Annotated in this window: 19 protein-coding genes; 6 read left to right on the top strand and 13 right to left on the bottom strand. The window is 47.7% G+C overall.

Translation table 11 applies throughout. The features are described 5' to 3' along the window. Positions 1–205 precede the first annotated feature (205 nt). Positions 206–466, bottom strand: coding sequence for a helix-turn-helix domain-containing protein (locus LKE33_05860; protein MCH3950444.1), 261 nt, complete (start codon positions 464–466; stop codon positions 206–208). A gap of 285 nt (positions 467–751) precedes the next feature. Next, entirely contained in the window at positions 752–3,184 is a 2,433-nt protein-coding gene (locus LKE33_05855; GenBank protein ID MCH3950443.1) for an autotransporter outer membrane beta-barrel domain-containing protein, read from the bottom strand. A gap of 314 nt (positions 3,185–3,498) precedes the next feature. On the opposite strand from LKE33_05855, the gene LKE33_05850 reads away from it, so the two are divergent. Together LKE33_05850 and LKE33_05845 are read left to right on the top strand one after the other, a co-directional pair. Beyond that, positions 3,499–4,863, top strand: a complete 1,365-nt coding sequence (locus LKE33_05850; protein ID MCH3950442.1) for a PhoH family protein — start codon at positions 3,499–3,501, stop codon at positions 4,861–4,863. Positions 4,864–4,901: 38 nt separating this feature from the next. Next, positions 4,902–5,567: an HD domain-containing protein gene (locus LKE33_05845; GenBank protein MCH3950441.1), complete on the top strand. Its 666-nt coding sequence runs from the start codon at positions 4,902–4,904 to the stop codon at positions 5,565–5,567. Positions 5,568–5,924: 357 nt separating this feature from the next. Here the strand turns inward: LKE33_05845 and LKE33_05840 are convergent, their stop codons facing one another. Then, positions 5,925–6,437 (bottom strand): ferritin, encoded by a 513-nt coding sequence (locus LKE33_05840; GenBank protein ID MCH3950440.1) that lies wholly within the window; start codon positions 6,435–6,437, stop codon positions 5,925–5,927. Between the two features lie 297 nt (positions 6,438–6,734). On the opposite strand from LKE33_05840, the gene LKE33_05835 reads away from it, so the two are divergent. The 3 genes from LKE33_05835 to LKE33_05825 all read left to right on the top strand — a co-directional run bounded on the left by LKE33_05835 (position 6,735) and on the right by LKE33_05825 (position 10,542). Then, positions 6,735–7,472, top strand: a complete 738-nt coding sequence (locus LKE33_05835) for an ATP-binding cassette domain-containing protein (protein MCH3950439.1) — start codon at positions 6,735–6,737, stop codon at positions 7,470–7,472. Further along, the gene (locus LKE33_05830; GenBank protein ID MCH3950438.1) at positions 7,472–8,392 is read left to right on the top strand and encodes a SufD family Fe-S cluster assembly protein; all 921 of its coding nucleotides are present in this window, start codon (positions 7,472–7,474) and stop codon (positions 8,390–8,392) included. The genes LKE33_05835 and LKE33_05830 overlap by 1 nt, the downstream gene beginning before the upstream one ends. Before the next feature lie 623 nt (positions 8,393–9,015). Then, complete coding sequence (locus LKE33_05825) at positions 9,016–10,542, top strand: pyruvate kinase (protein ID MCH3950437.1); 1,527 nt, start codon at positions 9,016–9,018, stop codon at positions 10,540–10,542. Between the two features lie 279 nt (positions 10,543–10,821). Here LKE33_05825 and LKE33_05820 read toward each other — a convergent pair whose 3' ends face one another. The 3 genes from LKE33_05820 to LKE33_05810 all read right to left on the bottom strand — a co-directional run bounded on the left by LKE33_05820 (position 10,822) and on the right by LKE33_05810 (position 15,467). Then, positions 10,822–12,237, bottom strand: coding sequence for a hypothetical protein (locus LKE33_05820; GenBank protein MCH3950436.1), 1,416 nt, complete (start codon positions 12,235–12,237; stop codon positions 10,822–10,824). A gap of 94 nt (positions 12,238–12,331) precedes the next feature. After that, positions 12,332–13,693 carry an amidohydrolase family protein gene (locus tag LKE33_05815; GenBank protein MCH3950435.1) on the bottom strand — a complete coding sequence of 454 codons (1,362 nt, stop codon included), beginning with the start codon at positions 13,691–13,693 and terminating at the stop codon, positions 12,332–12,334. A gap of 421 nt (positions 13,694–14,114) precedes the next feature. Continuing rightward, entirely contained in the window at positions 14,115–15,467 is a 1,353-nt protein-coding gene (locus LKE33_05810) for an MATE family efflux transporter (protein MCH3950434.1), read from the bottom strand. A 305-nt stretch (positions 15,468–15,772) separates the two neighbouring features. Here LKE33_05810 and LKE33_05805 point away from each other — a divergent pair, with 305 nt between their 5' ends. Further along, entirely contained in the window at positions 15,773–16,837 is a 1,065-nt protein-coding gene (locus tag LKE33_05805; GenBank protein ID MCH3950433.1) for a hypothetical protein, read from the top strand. A gap of 80 nt (positions 16,838–16,917) precedes the next feature. On the opposite strand, the gene yfcE is transcribed toward LKE33_05805, so the two are convergent. The 7 genes from yfcE to LKE33_05770 all read right to left on the bottom strand — a co-directional run bounded on the left by yfcE (position 16,918) and on the right by LKE33_05770 (position 23,153). Then, positions 16,918–17,463 carry a phosphodiesterase gene (yfcE, locus tag LKE33_05800; GenBank protein MCH3950432.1) on the bottom strand — a complete coding sequence of 182 codons (546 nt, stop codon included), beginning with the start codon at positions 17,461–17,463 and terminating at the stop codon, positions 16,918–16,920. Positions 17,464–17,515: 52 nt separating this feature from the next. Then, positions 17,516–18,334 (bottom strand): 4Fe-4S binding protein, encoded by an 819-nt coding sequence (locus LKE33_05795; protein MCH3950431.1) that lies wholly within the window; start codon positions 18,332–18,334, stop codon positions 17,516–17,518. Between the two features lie 342 nt (positions 18,335–18,676). Then, the gene (locus LKE33_05790; GenBank protein ID MCH3950430.1) at positions 18,677–19,513 is read right to left on the bottom strand and encodes a protein-ADP-ribose hydrolase; all 837 of its coding nucleotides are present in this window, start codon (positions 19,511–19,513) and stop codon (positions 18,677–18,679) included. A gap of 121 nt (positions 19,514–19,634) precedes the next feature. Further along, entirely contained in the window at positions 19,635–20,261 is a 627-nt protein-coding gene (locus tag LKE33_05785) for a CatB-related O-acetyltransferase (protein MCH3950429.1), read from the bottom strand. A 15-nt stretch (positions 20,262–20,276) separates the two neighbouring features. Further along, the gene (locus LKE33_05780) at positions 20,277–21,302 is read right to left on the bottom strand and encodes an aminotransferase class I/II-fold pyridoxal phosphate-dependent enzyme (protein ID MCH3950428.1); all 1,026 of its coding nucleotides are present in this window, start codon (positions 21,300–21,302) and stop codon (positions 20,277–20,279) included. 3 nt (positions 21,303–21,305) lie between these two features. Continuing rightward, positions 21,306–21,848, bottom strand: a complete 543-nt coding sequence (locus tag LKE33_05775; protein ID MCH3950427.1) for a nitroreductase family protein — start codon at positions 21,846–21,848, stop codon at positions 21,306–21,308. 372 nt (positions 21,849–22,220) lie between these two features. Next, positions 22,221–23,153 carry a hypothetical protein gene (locus LKE33_05770; GenBank protein ID MCH3950426.1) on the bottom strand — a complete coding sequence of 311 codons (933 nt, stop codon included), beginning with the start codon at positions 23,151–23,153 and terminating at the stop codon, positions 22,221–22,223. Positions 23,154–23,271: the final 118 nt, after the last annotated feature.

The raw sequence follows: 23,271 nt of genomic DNA, 5'->3' as shown, positions 1-23,271 counted from the left end.
ATGTCAAAAAAAATGAGCTGCAAATAACAGCTCATTTTGGATAGGGTAAAATCACATCTGGCCTTTGGTGTATAGTCTTTAGCCTCACCTGCCGTATACGTGGTACACGCTTTAGTCATGAATAATAAGACAACCACAGGCACAGACCACTGCTGATTTTTTATTTCAAACTCTCATTATCCTATTCGATTATATTATATTGGCGCTATTTCCAGCCGGAAAGCCGCTTTTCAAGGTCTGATACAACAAGAAATTCCTGGACATCCATATTGAGACCATCGGCAATGTCCATTAGAGTCACCAGGGGCGTACTTTGGTTATAGGTTCCCTGTTCGATTCTGCGGAGGGTACTTAAGCTGATGCCTACACGTTTGGCAAGCTCCTCCTGGCTTAAATGACTGATTCTGCGGTAATAGCGGATTTTGGCGCCAATCAGTGTAAAATACAACTTTTGATTAGTGCTCACAATATCTCCACGATCCTTTACTAAAAACACTACTATTTTTGCATAATTTTTTAGCTGGATTAATACCCTAAAAATGCCGTATTTAGGAATAGATTTACCTAAAATCATACATTGCAGATAGGATTAGCAAAGTCCGCGAAAATAGCAGCAATAACCGGTGCCATCACGCAGTCAGCGATGTAACACTTATACCTATAAAAAAATCTTCCCTCAGCCGCATGCAAAGCCAGACATGCACCACCTGAGAGAAGATTTATTTTATTGTTCTATAGATCTAAAAAAACTTCACAGTTTCCAGCGGGCGCTGACATTCACTTCCCAATTCTTGCCCAGCTCTCCGCCAAAGCTGCGTTCCAGGTCACAGGTAAACACAGCATTCGGTGCCATATTAAAATCGGCACCGATACCCACATCGTACCAAGTCCCCCGTTTTTCTACCGCATCTTTCATCACGGCATCGGAAGAGAGAATCGTAAAGTCTTCTCCGCCGGTAAATTCCCGCAGCACGTCGGCCTTCAAGTAGACAGAACCCTTATCGGCCCATTCCTGCCCCAGTCGGAAACCGAGACGCCCAATCAAACTGTTGGTACTATCGAGATGAACGTTAAAACCGTTGCCGGTACGGTAAGAATCGCCGCCTACGTGCATATACTGCAGCTGAGCCTGTGGTTCGAAGAAAAGCCCATCACCTGCGAGCGGCAGTTTCCGGCCATATTCCAGACTTGCGCCATATACAGCCTGAGAAGCATTGCCGCTGATTTCCTGCCCATTACGGGTGTCGTAACCGTCGAGATCGGTTTCCATACGGCCATAGCGGGCTACCATATCGAGGTAACTGCCGTTATCCCACGTCAGCGTGTCATAGGCCATGATACCGCGCCGCGTCGTATCTACCGTGCCGTTATGGCGCGATAAATCACTGCTTCCCTTCAGATAATCAGCCGCAAAGCCGTAATGCTGATGGCCGCTGCCAAACTCAAGACCGATCTGACCCATCGTATACTGTCCGTCGTAACTGTCATCACGGCTCATATCGCCGCGCTGCAGGCGAACCCACACATTACTGTCCGGATTGAGGAACCGCGCTTCCCCGTGTCGCTTATTATAGCGGTCAAGAGAAACTGCCATATCGTAACCGGCATTGGTTCCATCAATGACAACTTTTGCATTATCTGTAGGAACCTTGTCCGCCCTGTAAATAAACCAGTTAGTACCGCCGGCCATAAGTTCATTGAGCTGGTCCGCAGTCAGCCCATCCCGGCTGCCATTGTACACCGCGTTTTCCGGATCATTGACATCATAAGGAGCGTGTCCGACAAGGACCTGATAATCCCACAACGAATTCCCGTAAATATTCATCTTGTCACGGAAAATCAGCTTATTTGCCGCCGCGGCCGCGACCGTGGCAAAACGCAGCGTATTCGTCTCAGATACCGCGCCGAACTGGTTGTCATTATAGGCCTCAATGTAATGGAGGCCTTCCCCTTCCGTCGAATCAAGCACATAGATCATATCGGTATGTGCTTTATCGAGATCATCCACATCCAGCCGGAAAATCCCATTGGATCCCTTGAGGTCACCAATCATCAGATAGTCAAGCTTGGCACTCTTCAAAGCCGTATACCGGCTGTCCAAGCCAAGGGCTTCCCACTTACTTTGGGCATCCGCATCAAACAGATCGACAATACCGCCCGATTCAAGTCCGAGCTGACTCAGGTATTTCTTTGAACCGTACGGATTTACAGGATAATAGTTCGGTGCGTACCCGACTTCACGCACCGTACCGAAAGGAATGTACGTGGCGCCGTCTTTAAAGGTCAGATTCAGATTTCCGTCACCATTCACATTAATCTCATCACCGTACCAATAAGAATCCTCACCGGAAAACACAGCATTCACTGTGCCGCCCTTAGCGACATCGGGTGACTTATCTTCCGTCATATCAATACATCCGACAACCTGAAGCGTTTTGGCATCAATATTGACCACGGCACCATCTTTGGCACTGATTGCGTGAGGACGCCAGCTGATAGTCTGCAGTACAACCTCATCGCCTGTGACATTCAGCGTGCTGTTATGTTCGGCATACACGGCATTTGCCCCGCCGTACCCGCGGTCATAATGGTCGACTGTGTTCACGATATGGACGTTGCCGTTAAAATCAATTTCGGTATCCGGAGCCATGACTGCGGCCACTGTATAAGAATCATCTTTGCCGTTGGGATCCATATCGTTGTAGACCGTAAAATCTACATCTCCGTTAAAGACAATCTTGGTCCCCGGGGCCTTATATTCCATGATTTGGATACCGCGCGGTGCCCACTCGGGAGGTACGTTGAGCTTCGTAGAATTATAACTGTTCACCGTGAGATTGCCATTCAGTGTAATAGTTTTGCCGCCTGTGCCCTGAATCAGATAATGGCTCAGCACATCCCGGCTGGAAAAATTGATATCACCGTTTACTGTAATATCTCCTTCTTCCGAGCCAATGATGATGCCAGCTGATTTTGTCGTTCCTGTCACATCAATCGTACCGGAAGGCGTCTTGATATTGTAAGTACCGGGACGATCAATCAAGGGCGAATCGTGTGTAATGGCAGCACTTTCCGTTGTCACATCGCCCGGCATCAGCTGTCCCCTGTACACAGCCTCTGCAGTACCTGCAACAGAAAAAGTTAACCCCAATAAGATAGCCTTCGTCAGCGTTTTAGTAATCATAATTTTCCCTTCCCCAAAAGTACAATTAATTACGATTATTTATTTATAAATAAATTTTACCACGATAGCGCATTCTTTATTGTAAAATCTAAGTAAATAGGAATCGGGGCCGTATTTCTTCACTTCTATCTGCTGTGAATGCTTTTATTCCGGCTGCCGCGGTACCTGATGGCATTTTTGTCTCAAATTGCGCAAAATTTGTCGGTTTCCCGCAAAATGTACACACTTTTTACTTAAATTTTCATAATTTATACAAATCATTGTTATACTAAAGGTGAGCAAGATAGACTCCCAAAAGGAAGGGGTGCGTTACTTTGGCTAAAACCTATGTAATTGATACCAATGTCTTGATTCAGGCTCCTAATGCACTGGATTGCTTTGAAGAAAACAATCTGGTTCTCCCGCTTGTGGTCATCGAGGAACTGGATGGCCTCAAGAAGGCCGAAGGAGAACGAGGGTACAATGCCCGTCAGGTCATCCGCACATTGGAAAGCCTGCGCTGCAGCGGTGATTTAATCACCGGCGTCGCTCTTAACAGCGGAGGCTCGCTGCGAGTAGAAACCAACTGCGTCAACGAACCGCTGCCGGAATCACTGCCGGATGATAAAAGCGACAACCGGATTTTGAAGGTCTGCAAGCATCTGGCTCCGGAACATCCGATTCTTGTAACGAAGGATCTGGTGCTGCGCCTCAAGGCGCAGATTCTCGGCATCGAAGCCCAGGATTTCAGCACCGAGCAGGTTTCCAGCGGCAGCAGCCAGTATATGGGCCGCACAGAATGCTTTGTCCCGGAAAAGGACTTTGATAAGTTCATGGAAGAAGGCGTGCCGGTCTCCCTGCTCTACCAGAGCGATGAGGAAGGCAATACTACTCCGGTATCGCCCGTTCAGAATGAATTCGTCCTCTTAAAAGCCGATGCTTCCCTGCGTAAGACACACCTTGGCAGAGTCTGGGGTGACCGGGTCGTTCCGCTCGAATACGCCCGGGAAAACCCGTATGGCGTCAAGCCGCGGAATGCCGGTCAGTACTTCATGCAGGAAGCGCTGATGAAGCCTGCCTCGGAAGCACCGCTTGTCATTGTCAAAGGACAGGCCGGTACCGCCAAAACGTTCTACGCGCTGGCAGTAGGTCTGGAGAAGGTATTGAATCATCCCACCGGCGAATATCGGCGCATCATGATTTGCCGCCCGAATTCGCAGTTTGACTCAGATATCGGTTTTTTGCCCGGTGATGAACAGGAAAAGATTTCCCCGCTCATGCGCCCCATCATGGACAACCTGGAACAGCTCATGGACGAAGACAAAGAGTCCCGCTACGATGATGAAATGGAACTGGAAAGCCGTCTGATGGAAGTCTTTGACCGCAACCTTATCCAGATGGAGGCCTTGAACTTTATCCGCGGCCGTTCCCTCGAAAAGATTTACCTCATCATCGATGAAGCACAAAACATGACGCCAAACCAGGCGAAAGGCATCATCACCCGTGCAGGCAAAGGCACCAAAATCATCCTTTTGGGGGATCCTCACCAAATCGATAAACCATTCCTGGACGAACGCACGAACGGTCTGAGCTATGCTTCCGAAAAGATGAAAGGAAGCCCACTTTGCTGCCAGGTCACCATGCTGCCTTCCGAATGCGAACGCTCTCCGCTGGCTCTGGAAGCTATTCGGAGATTATAAGGAGTTGAATACGGCTGTACTTTCAATCAGCCAACAGTATGAAAAAACTGACCTACGAAACTATTTCCCATGCGAAAGAAGTCAACATCTATCTGGAAGAAGGCAATAAGGTTCTCGGTGCCCTGGGATATACGGATCATTCCCGGAAACATACGGCAAAGGTAGCCATCACGGCGGGCCGTATCCTGAAAAAGCTTGGCTATGACAACCACACCATCGAGCTTGCCAAAATTGCCGGATATATGCACGATATCGGCAATAGCATCAACCGCGTTGACCACGCCCACACCGGTGCCTTGATGGCCTTCCAGCTGCTCCAGAAATGGGGCGCGCCGCCGGAAGACATTGCGAGCATCATTACGGCTATTGGCCAGCATGACGAAGCAAGCGGAACTGCCGTCGACCCCATCTCGGCCGCCATTATTCTCGCCGACAAAACCGACGTCCGGCGCAACCGGGTACGCAAGACCGTGCCGGAAACTTTCGATAAGCACGATACTGTGAACTATGCTGCACTGACCAATAAGCTTCACATCGACACCCACAAAAAAGTCATCACCCTGGAAATCGAGCTTGACGAAAATATCTGTTCCATGATCGATTACTTCGAAATCTTCCTGGACCGCATGCTCATGTGCAAACGTGCTGCCGAGCTATTGGGACTGCGGTTCAAGATGACCGCAAATGGGAATAAAATCTGTTAGAACAAGAAAGAGACTGTGAAAAATGAGCTCATTTTTCACAGTCTCTTTCTTGTTCGCCTTCAGCAACCCGCCGTCCGCACCCCGCCCGTGGAAGAAAAATGACTAGGGCATTTTTCTTTGAACTTATAAAAATAAAATCTGAAATTTAGGCTATCTGCTAAATTTTAGTTTTTTTATTATTTTATTTAAATCAAAAGCCATACCACACTGCCGAAGGCAATGGCTAAATGCCATAGGCCAAAAGTGCTTTTATTTTTCACTATCTATATTAAAAGGGACTATGAAGAAATACAGATGCATTTCTTCATAGTCCCTTTTTCGCGGACCGCATCAGCGGTCTGCGGTTTATTTTCTTTTTTATAATACCAGAGACGGTGCGGTATAGACGCGGGCCAGGAGTTCCTGATCAAGAGCGTAGAGACCTTTCGGGTCGCTGCCAAAGAGCTTGAACTTCTTGATAAGATTGCCTACATTCTTTTCTTCTTCGCCTTGTTCTTTGACGAACCAGTCAAAGCACTGCATTGTGCGGTAATCCTTTTCATCTGCGGCAGCGCTGTAGATCTTATTGATGCAGCCCGTGATGAACTGTTCATGTTCCAAAGCCGCGTTAAGCGGATCTTCCAGCTTTTTATATACTTTATCCGGTTTATCAATCGTGCCGAATACGACGTGAACGTCATTATTTAAGAGATACGTCCGCATCAGCATTGCGTGGTCGCGTTCTTCCTGCGTCTGGATTTCAAACCAATGGGCAAAGCCTTCCAGTCCCTGATCCGCATAGTAGTTTGCCATATCAAGATACAGGTACGCAGAATAAAATTCCAATGTTACTTGTTCATTGATTAACTTAGCAACCTTTTTAGCCAGCATGACAGCCACTCCTTTTTCACAATTGATACTTTTATTATAGCATTTCAAATAAACACCCGTCAGTAAAATTTAAAAGGAATGCAGAACACTGTGCAAAGCTTTTTCCTACCCGATACAGGCTTTTTTCCCTCAAAATATACCCAATAAATACAAAACATGATAAAATAAAAATCTATGGTTCACACATTTGAATTTTTAGGCGATAAACCTAGAATGCAGATATGGTTTGCTGCAACCACAAAATCCATCACGAAAAGCAGAAACTGAATCGCGGGGCGGTTCATGAAGGAGGAGTTTATGCTTGATTTAAAACACGTTTCGTTCGGTGTGGAAACTGAGACGGGAACAAAAGGAATTATTCACGATGTAAGTCTGCATTTTGATGACGATAAATTTTACGTCATTACCGGTCCGAACGGCGGCGGAAAGTCAACACTTGCCAAGCTGATTGTCGGCATCGATAAACCGGATGAAGGCCAGATTTTCTATTACGGCGAAGATATCACCGGTCTTTCTATTACAGAGCGAGCCAAAAAGGGCATCAGCTACGCCATGCAGGCCCCTGTCAAGTTCAAGGGCATTAAAGTCATTGACCTGCTCCGCATCGCTTCCGGTAAGACGCTTTCCCGCGGCGAATGCTGTGCATACTTGTCTGAAGTCGGCCTCTGCGCCAATGATTATGTAGACCGTCAAGTCAATGCCGAACTGTCCGGCGGCGAGCTGAAGCGCATCGAAATTGCCACGGTCATCGCACGCGGCACCAAATTGTCCGTCTTTGACGAACCGGAAGCCGGTATCGACCTGTGGAGCTTCCAGAACCTTATCCGTGTATTTGAACGTATGCAAAAAAAATTGAACGGCACCATGATTATCATCTCCCACCAGGAACGGATCCTGAAAATTGCCGATGAAATTATCGTCATTGCTGATGGCAAAGTCGTCAAGCAAGGGCCTCGGGACGAAATCCTGCCCACCCTGCTCGGTACCGATTCTGCCGTCACGGCATGTTCCGAACTGGAGAAAGGAGAAGCCTGATGCTGGATAAAATTCAATTGCAGCTGCTGAAAGAAGTAGCAGATCTTGATGCCCGCCCGACGGGTGCCTTTAATATCCGTGTCAACGGCAAGGCAGCCGACCGCCAGTCTACGGCCAATATCGAAATTATCCCAAAGACCGATGTCAGCGGTATCGATATCAAAATCAAACCGGGCACTAAAAATGAGAGTGTCCATATCCCTGTAGTCATGAGTAAGACCGGCATGAAAGATATGGTCTATAATGACTTTTTCGTAGGTGACGACAGTGATGTCATCATTGTAGCCGGCTGCGGCATCGATAACTGCGGCGGCAAGGATTCCGAACACGATGGCATCCATCGCTTCTACGTCGGCAAAAACTGCAAAGTCAAATATATTGAAAAACACTACGGCAGTGGTACCGGCAAAGGCAAACGCATTCTGAACCCGGTGACAGAAGTTCATCTGGGCGAAAACAGCACCATGGAAATGGAAATGACCCAGATCAAGGGCGTCGACGACACAGACCGCGAAACCAAAGCTGAAGTCGCTAAAGGCGGCAAGCTTGTTGTACGTGAACGCCTGATGACGCACGGTGTACAGAACGCTGTCAGCGGTTACCAGGTCACGTTAAACGGCGAAGATTCCAGTGCCGATGTGGTTTCCCGCGGTGTCGCCAGAGACCAGTCCCATCAGAAGCTGAATCTGCGCATCACCGGGAATGCTCCCTGCTCGGGACATACGGAATGCGACTCCATCATCATGGACGATGCTAAGATTCTGGCTGTTCCTTCTCTGGAGGCCAACAACCTGGATGCAGCTCTTGTCCACGAAGCTGCCATCGGCAAAATTGCCGGTGACCAGATTATCAAATTGATGACGCTGGGCCTTACCGAAGCAGAAGCGGAAGAAGAAATTATCAGCGGATTCTTGAAATAAAAAAAGGGCCATGAAAAAATGAGTTCATTTTTTCATGGCTTTTTTTCGCCGGTCGCGGGTCGCTGGCCGCCCGTGGAAGAAAAATTGCCAGGGCATTTTTCTTTGAACTTATAAAAAATAAAACCTGGAATTTAGATTATCTGCTGAATTTCAGGTTTTACATAATATTTATTTGAATCAAAACCTTCACCACACTGCTGCAGCGAGGCTAAATACCATAAGCCAAAAGCGCCTTTATTTTCTACTAGCTGCTCGCTGCATTCTATCTCAAGAATCCGCCAAAGTAGCTGCCAGCACTACAGTGCTAACCACTCTCCACTAGCCACTATCCACTTTACTGGGCTATATGCCATATGCCAAAAAGCTAAAAGCGCTTTTTATTTTTTCACAGCTCTTTTTTTCGCCGGTCGCTGGGCGCTGGCCGCAGGTTGCCCTTAATCCATAAATTGATACAATCTGCCTAAAGGGGTTGTCGCTAAACAGCGGCAAACCCTTTTTTGCAGTCAGCCCTCTATTCTTTTTGTAATTAAACCACCAGTTGTAAAATTTTCGTAAAAGCCACTGTTTTCACACTTTTTCATGGTATAGTGATAATAGGTATTGTCTGGAAGGAGGTTACTATTGTGAATTCGTCCATCACACCCGAATATGCTTCCAAACTATACGCCCAATTGGTGCAGCTGAGAAAATCAGTTCTTGCTGATGGACTAACGATGTACCATGCCTGGGAAAAAGAAATTGAGCGATCTTCTTTCCGTTTCAGTGCGATGAACCTTGCGTTTTACCTGTCTATCCGCTGCCATGATCTGCGGAAACTGCAAAAGGAATTGCTGCCTCTGGGACTTTCTTCGCTGGGGCGCAGTGAAGCAAGGACGATGCCCAACCTGGATGCTGTCATGGCGTCTTTAGGAAGAATCTGCGGCAAAGAAGAGGCCGAACTGATTCCCTACCCTTCCGGAAGACGTTTTTTCCAGGGAGACAGCCTGCTGCGCCGCAATGCTAATTTGTTATTTGGCAACCGTCCGTTAGGTCAATACACGAAAATCATGGTTACCATGCCGACGGAAGCAGCCGATGATCCGCAGCTCGCCTACGATTTGATTCGCGCCGGCATGAATGTGGTACGTATCAACTGCGCCCACGACGACGTCAATGTTTGGGAAAAGATTCTCTACAACGTGCACAGTGCGGAAAAGCGGCTCAGACGCCACTGCCGAATCTATATGGATATCGGAGGACCAAAAATCCGAGTTTCGCAAGTTTTGCTTTCCGGAGAAGCTAATAAAGTCTTTATCGGGGATACGATTTTTCTCGTAAGCGGAAAGATTTCCAATTACCCTAAAGACTTTGAAGGCAATGTCGTTATCGCAAGTAGTATCCCCGAGGTCTTTAAAACACTTCGGGTCGGCGATTCCGTGATTATAGACGACGGCAAACTACAGTGTGAAGTCACAGAAATCGTTAAGCAGGGTGCTTATCTGGAAGTTATAGCAACGAGAGCTAAAGGCTTTAACCTGAAAAACCGGCGGAGTATCAATTTCCCGAATACACCGGTTGACCTCTCCCCTCTCACTGAAAAAGATTTAGAAGATCTGGACTTCATAATGGAAAATGCGGACTGCGTAGGATATTCTTTTGTACGCAACAGAGAAGATGTACAGCTGCTGCAAAGTGAACTGCGGAAACGCAATGAGGAAAAGGCACGCCGCATGGCTATCATCGCCAAGATAGAGACCCAGGACAGCGTGCACAACCTGCCGGAAATCATCGTGCAAGCTGCTTCGCATAACCCCTTCGGCGTCATGATTGCCCGCGGAGATTTAGCCGTTGAAGCAGGCTATCGCCGGCTGGCTGAACTCCAGGAAGAGATTATGTGGATCTGTGAAGCGGCTCACGTTCCCGTCATCTGGGCTACGCATGTTTTGGAAAACCTGGTCAAAACGGGAATCCCGTCCCGTGCCGAAATTACTGATGCCGCAATGAGCGAACGCGCCGAGTGTGTAATGCTGAATAAGGGTCCCTACATTGTCAAAGCAGTGTCCGGACTTGTCGATATTCTGAACCGCATGACCCGCCATCAATTCAAGAAGACGCCGCAGCTGGAAGTTCTGCATCTTGCTAAAGATACATTAAACAAGTACAAACGGTAATAAAAAAAGCTGTGGAAAAACAAAAAGCGCTTTTGGCTTTTGGCCTATGGCGTTTAGCCTCGTCTGCGAAAGTATGTTAAAGCTTTTGATTCAAGTAAAATATGATATAAAACCTGAAATTTAGCAGTTAATCTAAATTTCAGGTTTTATTTTTATAAGTTCAAAGAAAAATGCTTTGGTCATTTTTCTTTCATGGGCAGGATGCGGACAGCGGGCTGCGGAAAGCGCGTAACAGGGGCTGTGAAATAATGCACACGCATTACTTCACAGCCCCTGTTTTTACATCACAAACCCGCAGACCACATAAAGCACAATCGACACAACTGCAAAACCAAGTACATACGGCATTTGTGTCTTGACATGATCCATGATATTGCAGCCTGTCGTAGCACACGACATGATGGTCGTATCAGAAATCGGCGATGCATGGTCACCAAAGATGGAACCACCGAAGAGCGCGCCCGCAGTCAGCGGCACGCTGACACCCATGTCAATTGCCATCGGCAGGGCAATGACGGACATAATGGCCATCGTCCCCATAGAAGTTCCTGTTGCAAAGGAAAGGAGCATGGCAATGATAAAAGTCAGCACCGGCAGCAGCCCCGGTGTCAGAAACTGCATAAAAACAGAAGACAGATAAGCACCGGTGCCCAGCTTTTTAATGAGCGGACTGATGGCAAAGGCGAGGCACAAAATGAGGGCAATACCCAACATCCCACACATGCCTTTTAAGAGTTCATTCGTCAGCTGCGAAAGCGTAAATACTTTTTCTACCAGGCACATCACGGCAATGGACGTAACGGAAAGAACAGATCCCCACAAAAGGGACTGCAGGCCGGCGCCCTTTGTCGGATTACCCTTACCGGTGATTATGAGTACAGCCAGAATCGTAATGATCATCACCACAATCGGAACAATCATATTGATGATACGAGGCTTTGCATTCTCGGCAATTTTTGCGGCTTCCATGCCATCATCATTTGCCACAGAAGCCGGATCATCCAGTTCACCCGTCGTATCGGCACGCAGTTCCGCCTGCTTCATCGGTCCGAAGTCCACGGGAACGAAACAGGAAACCAATGCAAAAGCCACGGCAATAATACAGTAAAAATTGAGTGGTATCGACTGCATCAACACGCTGATGGCCTGGTCTTCCGGTACACCGCCGCTCGTCAGATAGCCGGTCATGGAGCCTAACCAGCCGGACAGCGGCAGCAGTACGCACCACGGGGTAGAAGTGGTATGGACAAGAAATGCAGCCTTTTCATGGGACAACTTCATACTGTCGTTCAGAGGACGGGCAATAGAGCCTGTCACCATGCAGCTCAGCGAGCCGGAGGTAAAAATTACAATCCCAAGGAGCCACGTAAAGAAAGCGGAAGCCTTCTTTGAATGGATGACACTCTTTTTGCGGACCATAATATCCACAAAACCTTCAATACCGCCGGAGCGCTCAATCAAATAGAGCATTGCCCCGATGAGCAGCAAAGATATAATAACAATCGTATTGCCTTTGCTTGAAAAAGTGCCTACTACACTGTAGAAAGCCGTGTTAAGGCCGGCAAAAAGCCCCGGAGTCAAAATCAGGCTGGCCAGTAAGATACCAATGAGCAGTGCCACAAATACATTCTTTGAAACCAACGCAATAATAATAGTCAGCAGCGGTGGCAACACCGATATAAATCCGTACTTCATGATTATTCCCCTCCCAAAATTCATCAACGAATGTTCTGCCTTATCACGTGTGATTTATATTTTTTATTCACGCCAGACACGGCAGAATCATTTTTTACTTTCTTAAAGCTTTCCCCAAATTTCCATTGACAACTTGACAATCCCTGGCTGCAATTTCACCGCCTATCAACACATAATCAATGCCGCAGGGAGCTAGTGTCGGCTCGCCAAAGGCAGCCTTATCGGCAATAGTTTCCGGATTAAAAATGACGACATCCGCATCGGCGCCTTCCTGAAGATTTCCCTTATTTTGGAGTCCCATCCGCTCTGCCGGCATCGCTGTCATTTTACGGATAGCTTCCTCCAGGGAAATTTTTCCTTTGCGGACGAATTCACGGAAAACACGCGGGAAGGTACCTGCAGCACGAGGATGTCCCTGGCCTTGATTCATAATGCCGTCACTGCCCACCATCACAAGCGGACTGGCAAGCGCCATATCGACTTCCTGCTCCTTCATCACATAACAGACAGTCAAATGATTCGGGTAATTCTTGCGCTCTTCTTCAAAAGCCTCCCGCGTGCTGCGTTTGCCGCGGTACTTACCCTCGCAGTACTGAATCACATCGTATCCGCAGTGATACCGCTCCAGCCACCCTGGATCGTACGTCGTAGAACCAATGGCAGTCGAAAACGCATAATAGGGATAGCAGTCACACAGTACATCGACGCCCCGTTTTCGATAGGTCTCAATCATCTGTAAAAAGGCTTCCATCTGCCCAAAGGCCGCCATGGACCCAATATGGGAAAACTGAGCCGGCAGTCCCAGCATTTCAGCAACTCCGATAAACTCGCGTCCGGCATCGAAAATCGCCGCCGCATCATCGCGAACGTGGGCTGCAATGAGTTTATGTTCCGGCACACAAGTCTTAGCTGTCGCCAAGAGCTCCCGTTCATCAATTCCCGGCACGTAGCGAATGCCATAAGAAACGCCGAAGCAGCCGGCGGCAAGTGCCTTTTCGCAAAGAGCCGACATCTGCTGGAGTTCTTCATCGGTTACATGACTGTATTTATCTGCATGTCCCACGGCCTGACGAAGCCAGGCGTGACCCACCAGAAGTGCTACGTTTACGGGAGCACCGTCGCGGTCCACAATATCCAGATACTGCGTCGGATTGTACCGGTTGATTCCGCATTCCCCGCCCAGAACCGTTGTCACGCCCATGCGAAGCATACAGTTAAAAATCGCTTTATTCATGTCGTGTTCCAGATGTCCGTCAGGAGCCACAAAGTCTTCGTGCATATGGATATCAATAAATCCCGGTGCCACAACACGCCCCGCCGCGTCAATGACCTGCTCTGCTTCCGGTTCTTTTGACGTAAGCGCCGCAACTTTTCCGCCGTCAAGCAGCAGATTCAGTTTCCGGTGAATATGGTTCGCAGGATCAATAAGCATCCCATTTTTTATCAATAGGCTCACTGTATCACTTTCTTTCAAATCAGTTATAGTAATTAGTGGAATATATTTTATTTTTGTTTTTTATTGTAGCACCGTATGAAACATGATTCAATAATATATAACAAAAATATAATAATATTGTATATTTTGTAGAATCAAAAACCTCATAGCTTAAGCTTTTTGCAGCCAATGGAGCAAATAGTTTGCTCCAAAGTGATAAATGTCCATTATTATCGGCGACACAAGACACTGGCAGAAAAATCATAGACCGCAAAAAAAGGCTGTAAAACAACGAACATTCATTGTTTCACAGCCTTTTTTGCATTCCGCCGCCCACTGTCAGCCCCCCCTTAGTTTGGAATACTTCTTCGCTGCGTGCCAAGCCAAATGCCTTATACAAAAAGCCAAAGGTACTTTTTTTATTTTTTATGGTCCCGTTTATTCAACTCGCTCGTTTTTGCAGCTTACCATGCTTTTTTAACAGGAAAAGACAGAATATACAAAAGAGAATCTGTACAAAACTGGAACACGGAGTTGCCAGTCCGATATGAAAAAGTGAAACCGGTCTTTGCAGACTCATGAAATAAGAAACAGGCACCCGGACGCCAATCGCCCCGACAATTCCCTGGATCATAACAAGTTTCGTCATGCCGATACCGTTATAAAATCCGACAAAGCAAAAGAGAAAGCTTGTTAAAATACAATCAAAGGAATAGGCTTTCAAATAATCAGCAGCCGCGGCCACCACTTCAGGTGCGCGCGAAAAGATGCCGGCCAGCGCAGTTCCGTGAAAGAAGGAAAACCAGCCCATCACGCACCCGCACGCCAAAGAGACAGCAATGGCGCCAATGAGGCCCCGAAAGGCCCTGTCCATACGCCCCGCTCCCTTATTCTGAGCGGTAAACGCTGACATGGACTGCATGAAGGCAGCGGGAACGAGCATGATAAAGCCGCAGACTTTTTCCGCAACGCCGACACCGGCTGAAGCCGTAAGGCCGAGACTATTGACAATAGCCAGAATAATCAGGAATGACATCCCTACCAGAAAATCCTGGAAGGCGAGCGGGATTCCCAATGAGAGAATGCGGTATACCATGCTCCTGCTGCAGCGAATATCCACTCGATGCATTTCAAAGGGCAGCTGCTTTCTGCGAATCAGGCGGAAAGAAATAACAACGCTGATGAGTTGGGCGAACACGGTTGCAATAGCCGCTCCCGCCGCTCCCAGCGGTACGACTGCCACCAAGAGTAAATCGCCGAAGATATTGCAGACACAAGCGATTGCCACGGTAATAAAGGGCGTCGTGGAATCCCCGATGCCACGGAAAATACCGCCAATAAGATTATAGGCAATAATGACAATGGAACCGGCACCACAAATCCGGATATAGGCTTTAGTAAGTTCAAAAGCTTCCCGAGGTGCGTTCATAATCCGTGCCAGAGGACCTGCCAACACAGTCAGAAGTACTGTAAATATCATGCCGATGATAAAGAACAGCCAAATGGAAGCTCCTGTGATATGCCCGCCTTCCTTGGCTTTCTTTTCCCCGATTTTTTGTCCCAGAAGTACAGTGGTTCCCGTAGCCAGGGAACTAATCAGGTTCGTCACCGTCTGCATAATCTGAGAACCGGTAGCAACAGCCGATACATCCGCACTGGACGCAAACTGCCCCACAACGAGCAAATCAACCGCGCCGTACATGGCCTGGAGAAAAAGTGCAAACAACACCGGAACGGCAAAACGCAGCAATGGGGCAAGAATGCTTCCTTCCGTAAAGTTGTTTCTGGAATTCATAAACAAATAAGACTCCCTTCTCGTAAAAAAACGCCGGATAAGAGCAGACATCTCAGTCTGCCATCTTATCCGGCGTACCGTTTCTTTTTGAACAGCTTACCTCCGATGACCTCCTCTACTATAGCGGATAAAAAAAGTTGTGTCAATAGAAGAGGACCAGGGTGAAAGCAAATCTATTTTTCGAGAAAAACAACTCCGGTCATTTTTTACCAAACTTTTATCCAAATTCTTCTTTTCTCTTACATTCGGACGCTAAGATGGAACCAACAAGAAAGAATCGCTTACAAGTTATTTGGAGGTAAGAGATGTATAGAACGTTACGAAGAGCATTTATCTGCGGCCATGAAGCAGGTGCTGCCCTTTTGGGGCTCCCCGGGGCCCTGATGCACGCTTCGAAAACACTGGGACAGCCTTCGGCGGGCGATATCCGGGGCTATTTAATCGATCAGGAAAGACTGGAAATATCCGGCAGGCGCCGTATGATGACAAACTGCAGTCTGACCTTCCGAGGAATCAATCCCGATGACAGTCTGGATTTCTACTGCCTCACGAAGGAAAGCGAAGGCCTGCCGGCCCTGCCGCATCCTGCCTTTATACCTCACATCAGCGTTCTGCGCATTGCTGACGGTAAAATGCGTCTCATGGATGATCCGTTCAGCCGCACGCCGCAGATTTCCACGTCTATTCCGACAGTCCCTTCAGCGCAGACGCTGCTTGATGCAGCGAGCGAAAAAGCCGTCGTAGATGCAGAGGGCAATCTCTGGATCTGCAACCCAAAGGACATTTTTTTCACAAAACTGGATAAACAAGGCCACGTCCTCTTTTCATTCACGCCCGACATTGCCGTGCAGGAAGGATTGACAAACACCAAATGCCGCGGCATCACGATTGACGAAGAAGGGCAGCTCGTCGTATTGCTGAAGCAGCACCGGAAAAAAGGAGCCAGAAACAGCGCCTATTTTCTGCTGCGTTTTGTTCCGGAAACTCACATGGCTGCACTTTCTGCTTTTCCTGCAAGAGAAGCCGAAGCCTGCGAAACACGGGTTCGTTTCAGCGGCATCACTTCTATCGGCAGCCATGAGTTCCTGGCTTTGGAACAAACCCGTCATTCCGGTGTATGGCGAAGCTGTATCTGCAAATTAAGTCTCGGCGGCAGCAATGAAGACGCCTGCAAGAAAGGGCTCTTTATCCGCAAAGAACCAATTCTGCCGCTTACAGGACAGATTCCCGGAAGCTCCAAGGTCAAAGTCGGGGCAATGGTGCTGCTGCCGGACCGGCAAACGCTGGTGCTTGCCTTGAAACTGAGCAAAGCAGCCGCAAAAGAGGCTCAGAATTTCATCTATTACTGCAAACTGACTCACACTCTGTGAGTGCTTTTTCTTCACTCCTTTCCTTTGAGAAAAGCCCTCCGTTCCCACAGCGGAGGGCTTTTCACATTGGCATCAGTGCTTTATAAAGTTAGTTCATGATAAATCGTTCCGTCCAGTTTCTTCCACTGTACGCAGCTTCCTTCCAGTACCATATACCCGCGCTCCGAATTTTCCTTGGGCATGGTGACAGATCCGGGGTTCAGGTAATAATTGTCCGTACCGAAAGCTTTCCAAGCGGGCACATGAGTATGTCCGTGAAGCAGGATATCTCCAGGTGCGAGCGGCGGCAGTGCAGCAAGATTGTAATGATGGCCGTGGGTTATAAAAAGGGTACGTCCGCCCCAGAAAATCAGGCCATATTCTGCCATAATGGAAAAATGGAGTACCATCTGATCCACTTCGGAATCACAATTCCCTCTGACCGCGTATACAGGGACGCTAAGGCCATTCAGAAGAGAGGTGCACACTTTAGGTGCATACTCAGCCGGCAATTCATTCCGTGCCCCATGATACAGAATATCTCCCAAAAGCAGCAGCTTATCTGCTTTTTCACGGGTAATCGCCTCTGCAAGCTGTCGGCAGTACATAGCCGAGCCGTGGATATCCGAAGCTATAAGCAATTTCATACTTTCATTTTCCTTTCCGGCAATCGCAAAAGCAGTATGCTAAAGACGATTTTTATTTTCCTACAAAGATTTCAGAGGCGGCAGTCCGCTGGAAATTCTTTTCCAGCATTGCCTTATGTGACAAGAAACGCGGATCATCGAAGTACTTTGCCTGCTTCGGACAGTACACAATGCAGGCCTGGCACTTGATACAGATTCCCGGGACTTCGTCCGTATTTTCTTTATTGATGGAACCCATGGGACAAACTTCCGCACATTTACCGCAGTGGTCACATTTTGTAAGGTCAGTCTTGGGTTTTGCCTTGAGGAACTTGGCAGGCTGACCATCCTCACCTTTTGGGATATAATAAGGAGCAACGGGAGCACCGTCTCTAATCACTACATCGGGAACTTTTCCCTTCTGCAGCAGTGCAGCCGTCTCAGCAACAAGCTGCTCCAGAAGTGCATCATCTGCTTCGGTTGGATGTTCCGTACCGATATTGGCAAAAGCATGTTTCCGGGCGAAAGCACCGGCAGAAACTGCATGAAAACCATGAGCCGTAAGTTCCTGTGCCAGTTCGGTCAAAGCACTGTCATAACTGCGATTTCCGAAAGTCACAAGCGCCACAGCCGGCGTATCATGACCGGTAAAAAGGGTCTGCACAAAAGGCAGCGCCTTGTTCGGCACACGGCCGGCATATGTTGGAGTTCCGAAAACAACGAGAGTGTCTGCATCATAGGACCGTACGGCCTTCTGTCCTTCCGGCAGCGTGAAATTATCGCTGCTGACGGGTACGCCCAGTACTTTGGCTATTTTTTCTCCTACTTTTTTGACAAGCGCGGCCGTACTGCCGGTCGGACTGAAAACTACGGTTTTGACTTCTTTGATCATAATTGATTGGCCTCCCTTCGCCGATGCGAGAACAACTTTTCATCTTATTTATTGTACCTTGAAAAGAGAAATATGGAAAGTGTGAAAGAACAGGGGCTGTGAAATAGTGCACATGCATTATTTCACAGCCCCTGTTACGCAGGTCGCCGGTCGCTGGCCGCGTGTCACCCGTGGAAGCAAAATGGCCAAGGCATTTTGCTACGAAATTATAAAAATAAAGCCTGAAATTTAGGTTAAGTGCTAAATTTCAGGTTTTATATTATATCTTATTTGAATCAAAAGCTTTAACACTCTGCTGCGGGCTAGGCTAAATGCCATATGCTAAAAGCCAGAAGCGCCCTTTTATTTTGTCAGCAGCTCTTTGTACAGCTCTTCATCGGAGGCATTGTAGACGTCAAAGACGACTTTCATTGTATCAGGATGTTCCCCCTGCCAGTCCCTGACTGTACGTACGGCGATGGGAGCCGCCTCTTCGGGCGCAAATCCATTCTGCCCCACTGAAATGCAGGGAAACGCAATGCTGTGCAAATCGTTTTTAAGCGCCAGATCCAGCGAAGAACGATAACTGAGAGCCAGCATTTCCCGTTCTTTTTCAGAAGCAAAGCCATACACGACCGGTCCCACCACGTGGATAACATATTTACACGGTAGGTTCCAGCCATGGGTAATCTCCGGCTGTGCCACGGAAACTTCCCCGCCCTTCTGTCCCGCAATAAGGGCACATTCCAGGCGCAGCTGCACGCCGGCAGCCGAATGAACGGCATTGTCGACGCAGTCATGACACGGCGTGAAACAGCCAAGCAGTTCCTTATCTGCGGCGTCTACGACTGCATCTGCGGCCAGCTGCGTGATATCACCTTTTCTGATATAAATTCCGGCAGCAGCCGGCTGCAAAGCAGAAAGCTCTACAATCCCGCGGCTCTTCATTTCTTCCTTGAGATACGCATCCTGCACTTTAAGAAATTCTTCTGTAACCGGTGACGGGTTACGAACATTCATGAGACTGCGCAAAAACTCTTTCTTCTCCGCCACTGTCCCCGGTACACGAAGGGCATCATAGTCAGGATCTTCTTTCAGCAAATATGCAATCAACGCGTCAAGACGTTCATTCTGGGTCATGTTTTTCTTCCTTTCGGGTGGATTGACTTCCGGTGTTGATTTCTTTCCCGTTTCCCCCACAGACTCCACCTATCTTATTTATCATATACCACGATGCTGTGTGGTACAACTCTTTACAGAGCGGGAAAATAAATATTTACGAAGATTTTACGCAACAAGACCATATTCCGCCAAAACGCGTTCACTTTTCGAGCTGATCAAGATTACCAGTCTGCAGATCCTTGATGTGTACCCTGATTTTTTCTTTGGGCCAATCCCACCATTTAAGAGCTTCGAGACGAGCAATTGTTTTCTCGTCAAAGCGCATACGGATCAATCTGGCAGGCACGCCGCCCACAATGGCATAAGGCGGCACATCTTTCGTCACGACAGCCCGACACCCGATAATGGCTCCATCACCGATGGTAACGCCCTGCATGATGACAGCTTCATAGCCAATCCAGACATCGTTACCCAGCACGATATCTCCCTTGTTATCCCAGGAATCGCGGATATCTTTGGGATCAAGTCCCCACTCTTCATCAAAGATGGGGAAAGGATACGCTGCCAATGAACCCAGAGCATGATTGGCTGCCGTAAACATAAATTTCGCGCCGCAGGCAATGGAACAAAACTTCCCCATAATTAACTTTTCCTGGTTCAGCTGCGGATAATGATACAGCACATTGTTCTTTTCAAAATCCCGCGGATCCTTTACAAAGTCATTGTACATGGTGTAATCGCCAACAATGATGTTTGGATCCTTGACCACGTTTTTCAGGTACACAGTTTCTTTATCCCACGAGCAGGGATATACATTTTCTTTCACGCCTGAGGCACTTCCTTACATCAGCTTCAGCAAAGCGTCGACATCTTCTTCCCGGGTGGACCAGCTCGTCACAAAGCGGATGACTGTATGATTGGCATCCTTCTTCTCCCAATTTTCGAAGTAAATCTTTTCGTGCAGCGCTTTTACCTGTTCATCCGTCACGATAATAAACTGCTGATTCGTTGGGGAATCAATGTGAAATTGATATCCTTTGTCAGCCAGGCCTTTTTTCAGTTTCATGGCCATATCGATGCCATGCTGTCCCAATCTGACATAAAGGTGATTCGTAAAGAGTTCGTCGAACTGTTCAGCTGTGACAAATCCTTTAGCCAGCATAGCGCCACGCTGTTTAGCATGCGTCGGGAAAAAAGCCGGCATGCCTTTCGGGAAAACGATGGCTTCCCCGAACAGGGCACCCACTTTGGTTCCGCCGACGTAGAAGACATCACAGAGTCTTCCCAGGTCCTGCAGGGCAATATCATTTTCCTTGCAGGCGAGTGCATAGCCAAGCCGTGCACCGTCAACAAAGAGAGGCAGGTGGTAAGCGGTACAGACAGTATGAATAGCTTCCAGTTCTTTTTTAGTGTAAAGACTGCCGTACTCCGTTGGATGGGATATGTATACCATCCCGGGCTGTACCATGTGAGTGTAGCTTTCGCCGGCATAGAAAGTTTCCAGATAGTCTTTCAGTGCATCTGCACTGATTTTATCGACCTGTCCGGGGATGGTCAGTACCTTATGACCGGAAGCTTCTACGGCGCCGGCTTCGTGGCAGGCAATGTGACCGGTCTCTGCAGCCACAACACCATCATACGTATGGAGATAAGCTGCAATGACGGTCGCATTGGTCTGTGTACCACCTTCGGCAAAGTAAACATCCCCATCAGGCGTGCCTGTCGCCGCCAGAATTTTTGCTGCCGCGGCTTGTGTAATGTCATCGCAGCCATATCCAACCCGGGGCTGCCAGTTTTCTTTTTCCAGGCGTTTCAGGATTTCCGGTGCACACCCGCAGTTATAATCATTTTCAAAAAACAACTTCATTTCTCAGCTCTCCTTACGCTTTTTTTCTACATAGATGACACGGCCATCTTTGCGAGGAGCTGCTTTCGGCTTTTCGGCCGCATACCCGACAATGCAGTGGCCGATACCGATGTATTCATCCGTCACACCATGTTTGCGGAGAAAATCCTGCCATTCCGGCATTTCAAATTCTTCACGGGCACGATGAATCCAGCAGCTGCCAAGCCCCAGGGAAGAAGCAGCGAGCAACAGATTAGCCAGAACAAGACTGCCGTCTTCAACCGCTGTCGGGAGGCCTTTTTTAGCAAGAACAATGAGCACAGCAGGCGCTCCGTAGAAGGGGTCGAATTTCTCATCCCAACCGCCAATCCTGCAATTGACTTCGGACAATTTTTTAATCATTCCGGGATCCGTTATCGCCACAATCAATGTCTGTTGACGCCCCATGCCGCTTGCCGCGTACAAGCCGGCCCTGATGATTGTATCGAGCATTTCCCTGGGCACAGGATCATTTTTGTACTTGCGGACACTCCGACGATCCAGCATCGCTTGAATTACAGCATTCATAATAATTCCTCCTTTCCGGGGTTGCTTAGTTTATAAAAATTATAACAGATAGCGGCGCATAGACGCAAAATACTGAAACGGTTCAAGCATATTCGTTCAATTAAGGCAAGAAAATCGTTCAAGTTTCAACATATTGGGCCAGATTGACGCTTTCCGCAGTCCGCATCCCGCCAGTGGAAGAAAAATGACCAAGGCATTTTTCTTTGAACTTATAAAAATAAAACCTGAAATTTAGGTTAACTGCTAAATTTCAGGTTTTATATCATATTTCATTTGAATCAAAAGCTTTAACACACTAGTGCAGATGAGACTATATACTATAGGCCAAAAGCTGAAAGCGCTTTTTATTGTTTCACAGTCCCTTTTGATTCCTTAAGCTGCCGGGGTCAATGCTTCGTTGACACCCTCTGTCAAACTTCCCTTCGTCGGGTCTTCAATTTCTTTAGCATTTTTTGCTTCGTCCGGAAGCACAATATCTTTCCCCTTCTTATAGGTCATATTGAGGTCGATTTTCATTTTGAGCGTTTGAATCAACTGATTGGCGAATTGTTTCTGTGAATCTGTCATTTTCGTTTCTTTAGCCGTGTGATTCAATGCAATCTCACCGACTTTCTGGACGAGAGAAGAACAATCCATCTCATAGCGGGTCGGAAGCTGTGTTTTTTTATTGACGGTCAGCATGTAATCCGTTTCGTATAAAGCACCATTCAGTAATTTTTCTTCGTCAGTTGTAAGCTTTCCATCATCAACTTTTGCCGTCGGATTGTAAGAATCGATAATGCTCGGGTCTAAATGGAAAAGAATGACTTCTTCCGGGCCATCTTTAGAAATTACATGGGCTGACTGCACTGCTTCTTTCAAGATATCTTTATCCGATTTGGCCGGCTTATCTTTGTCTGCCTTTGCAGGTTTGGAAGGCTCAGCAGCCGTTGTATATTTGCCCCAGGCTTCATTGCCCTTTTTGACATAGACGGTATTTTCCTTACCATTTTGGAGTACATAGATTTCCACAGGAATTTCTTTAGTCGCTGCACCAACCACGCTCGCCATAGCTAAAGAACCCGTCATTTTCACTTTGCTTGCCGGCTGCTTTACAGCTTCTCCTTTAAAAGAAAAAATGCCATTGAAGAGAATGCTGCTCAGGCTGGCCTTTCCATCAAATTGATACGCCTTTACCTTATGAAAAGCATCAGCTGCCGCCGTCAGCTTGTTTACTGTATCGGACTGAGGTGCCGCCATCACCGGTGCTGCAAAAAGACACAGAGCAGTGAGCAGCCCTCCAAAAAATCTACGGGATAATTTCATGAGTACCCCTCCTTACTTCTGATACCCTTCATCTTCATTCAAATTAAGGCAATTGTCAAGTGAAGAATTTGAGAAATATTCTCCCAAAAAGCGTTCTTTTTCCACCCGCGAAAGGACT

The sequence above is a fragment of the Acidaminococcus sp. genome (assembly GCA_022482815.1).
Lineage (GTDB): Bacteria > Bacillota > Negativicutes > Acidaminococcales > Acidaminococcaceae > Acidaminococcus.
Note: the sequence above shows the minus strand (reverse complement) of the source record. Positions and strands in the feature narration are given on the sequence as shown.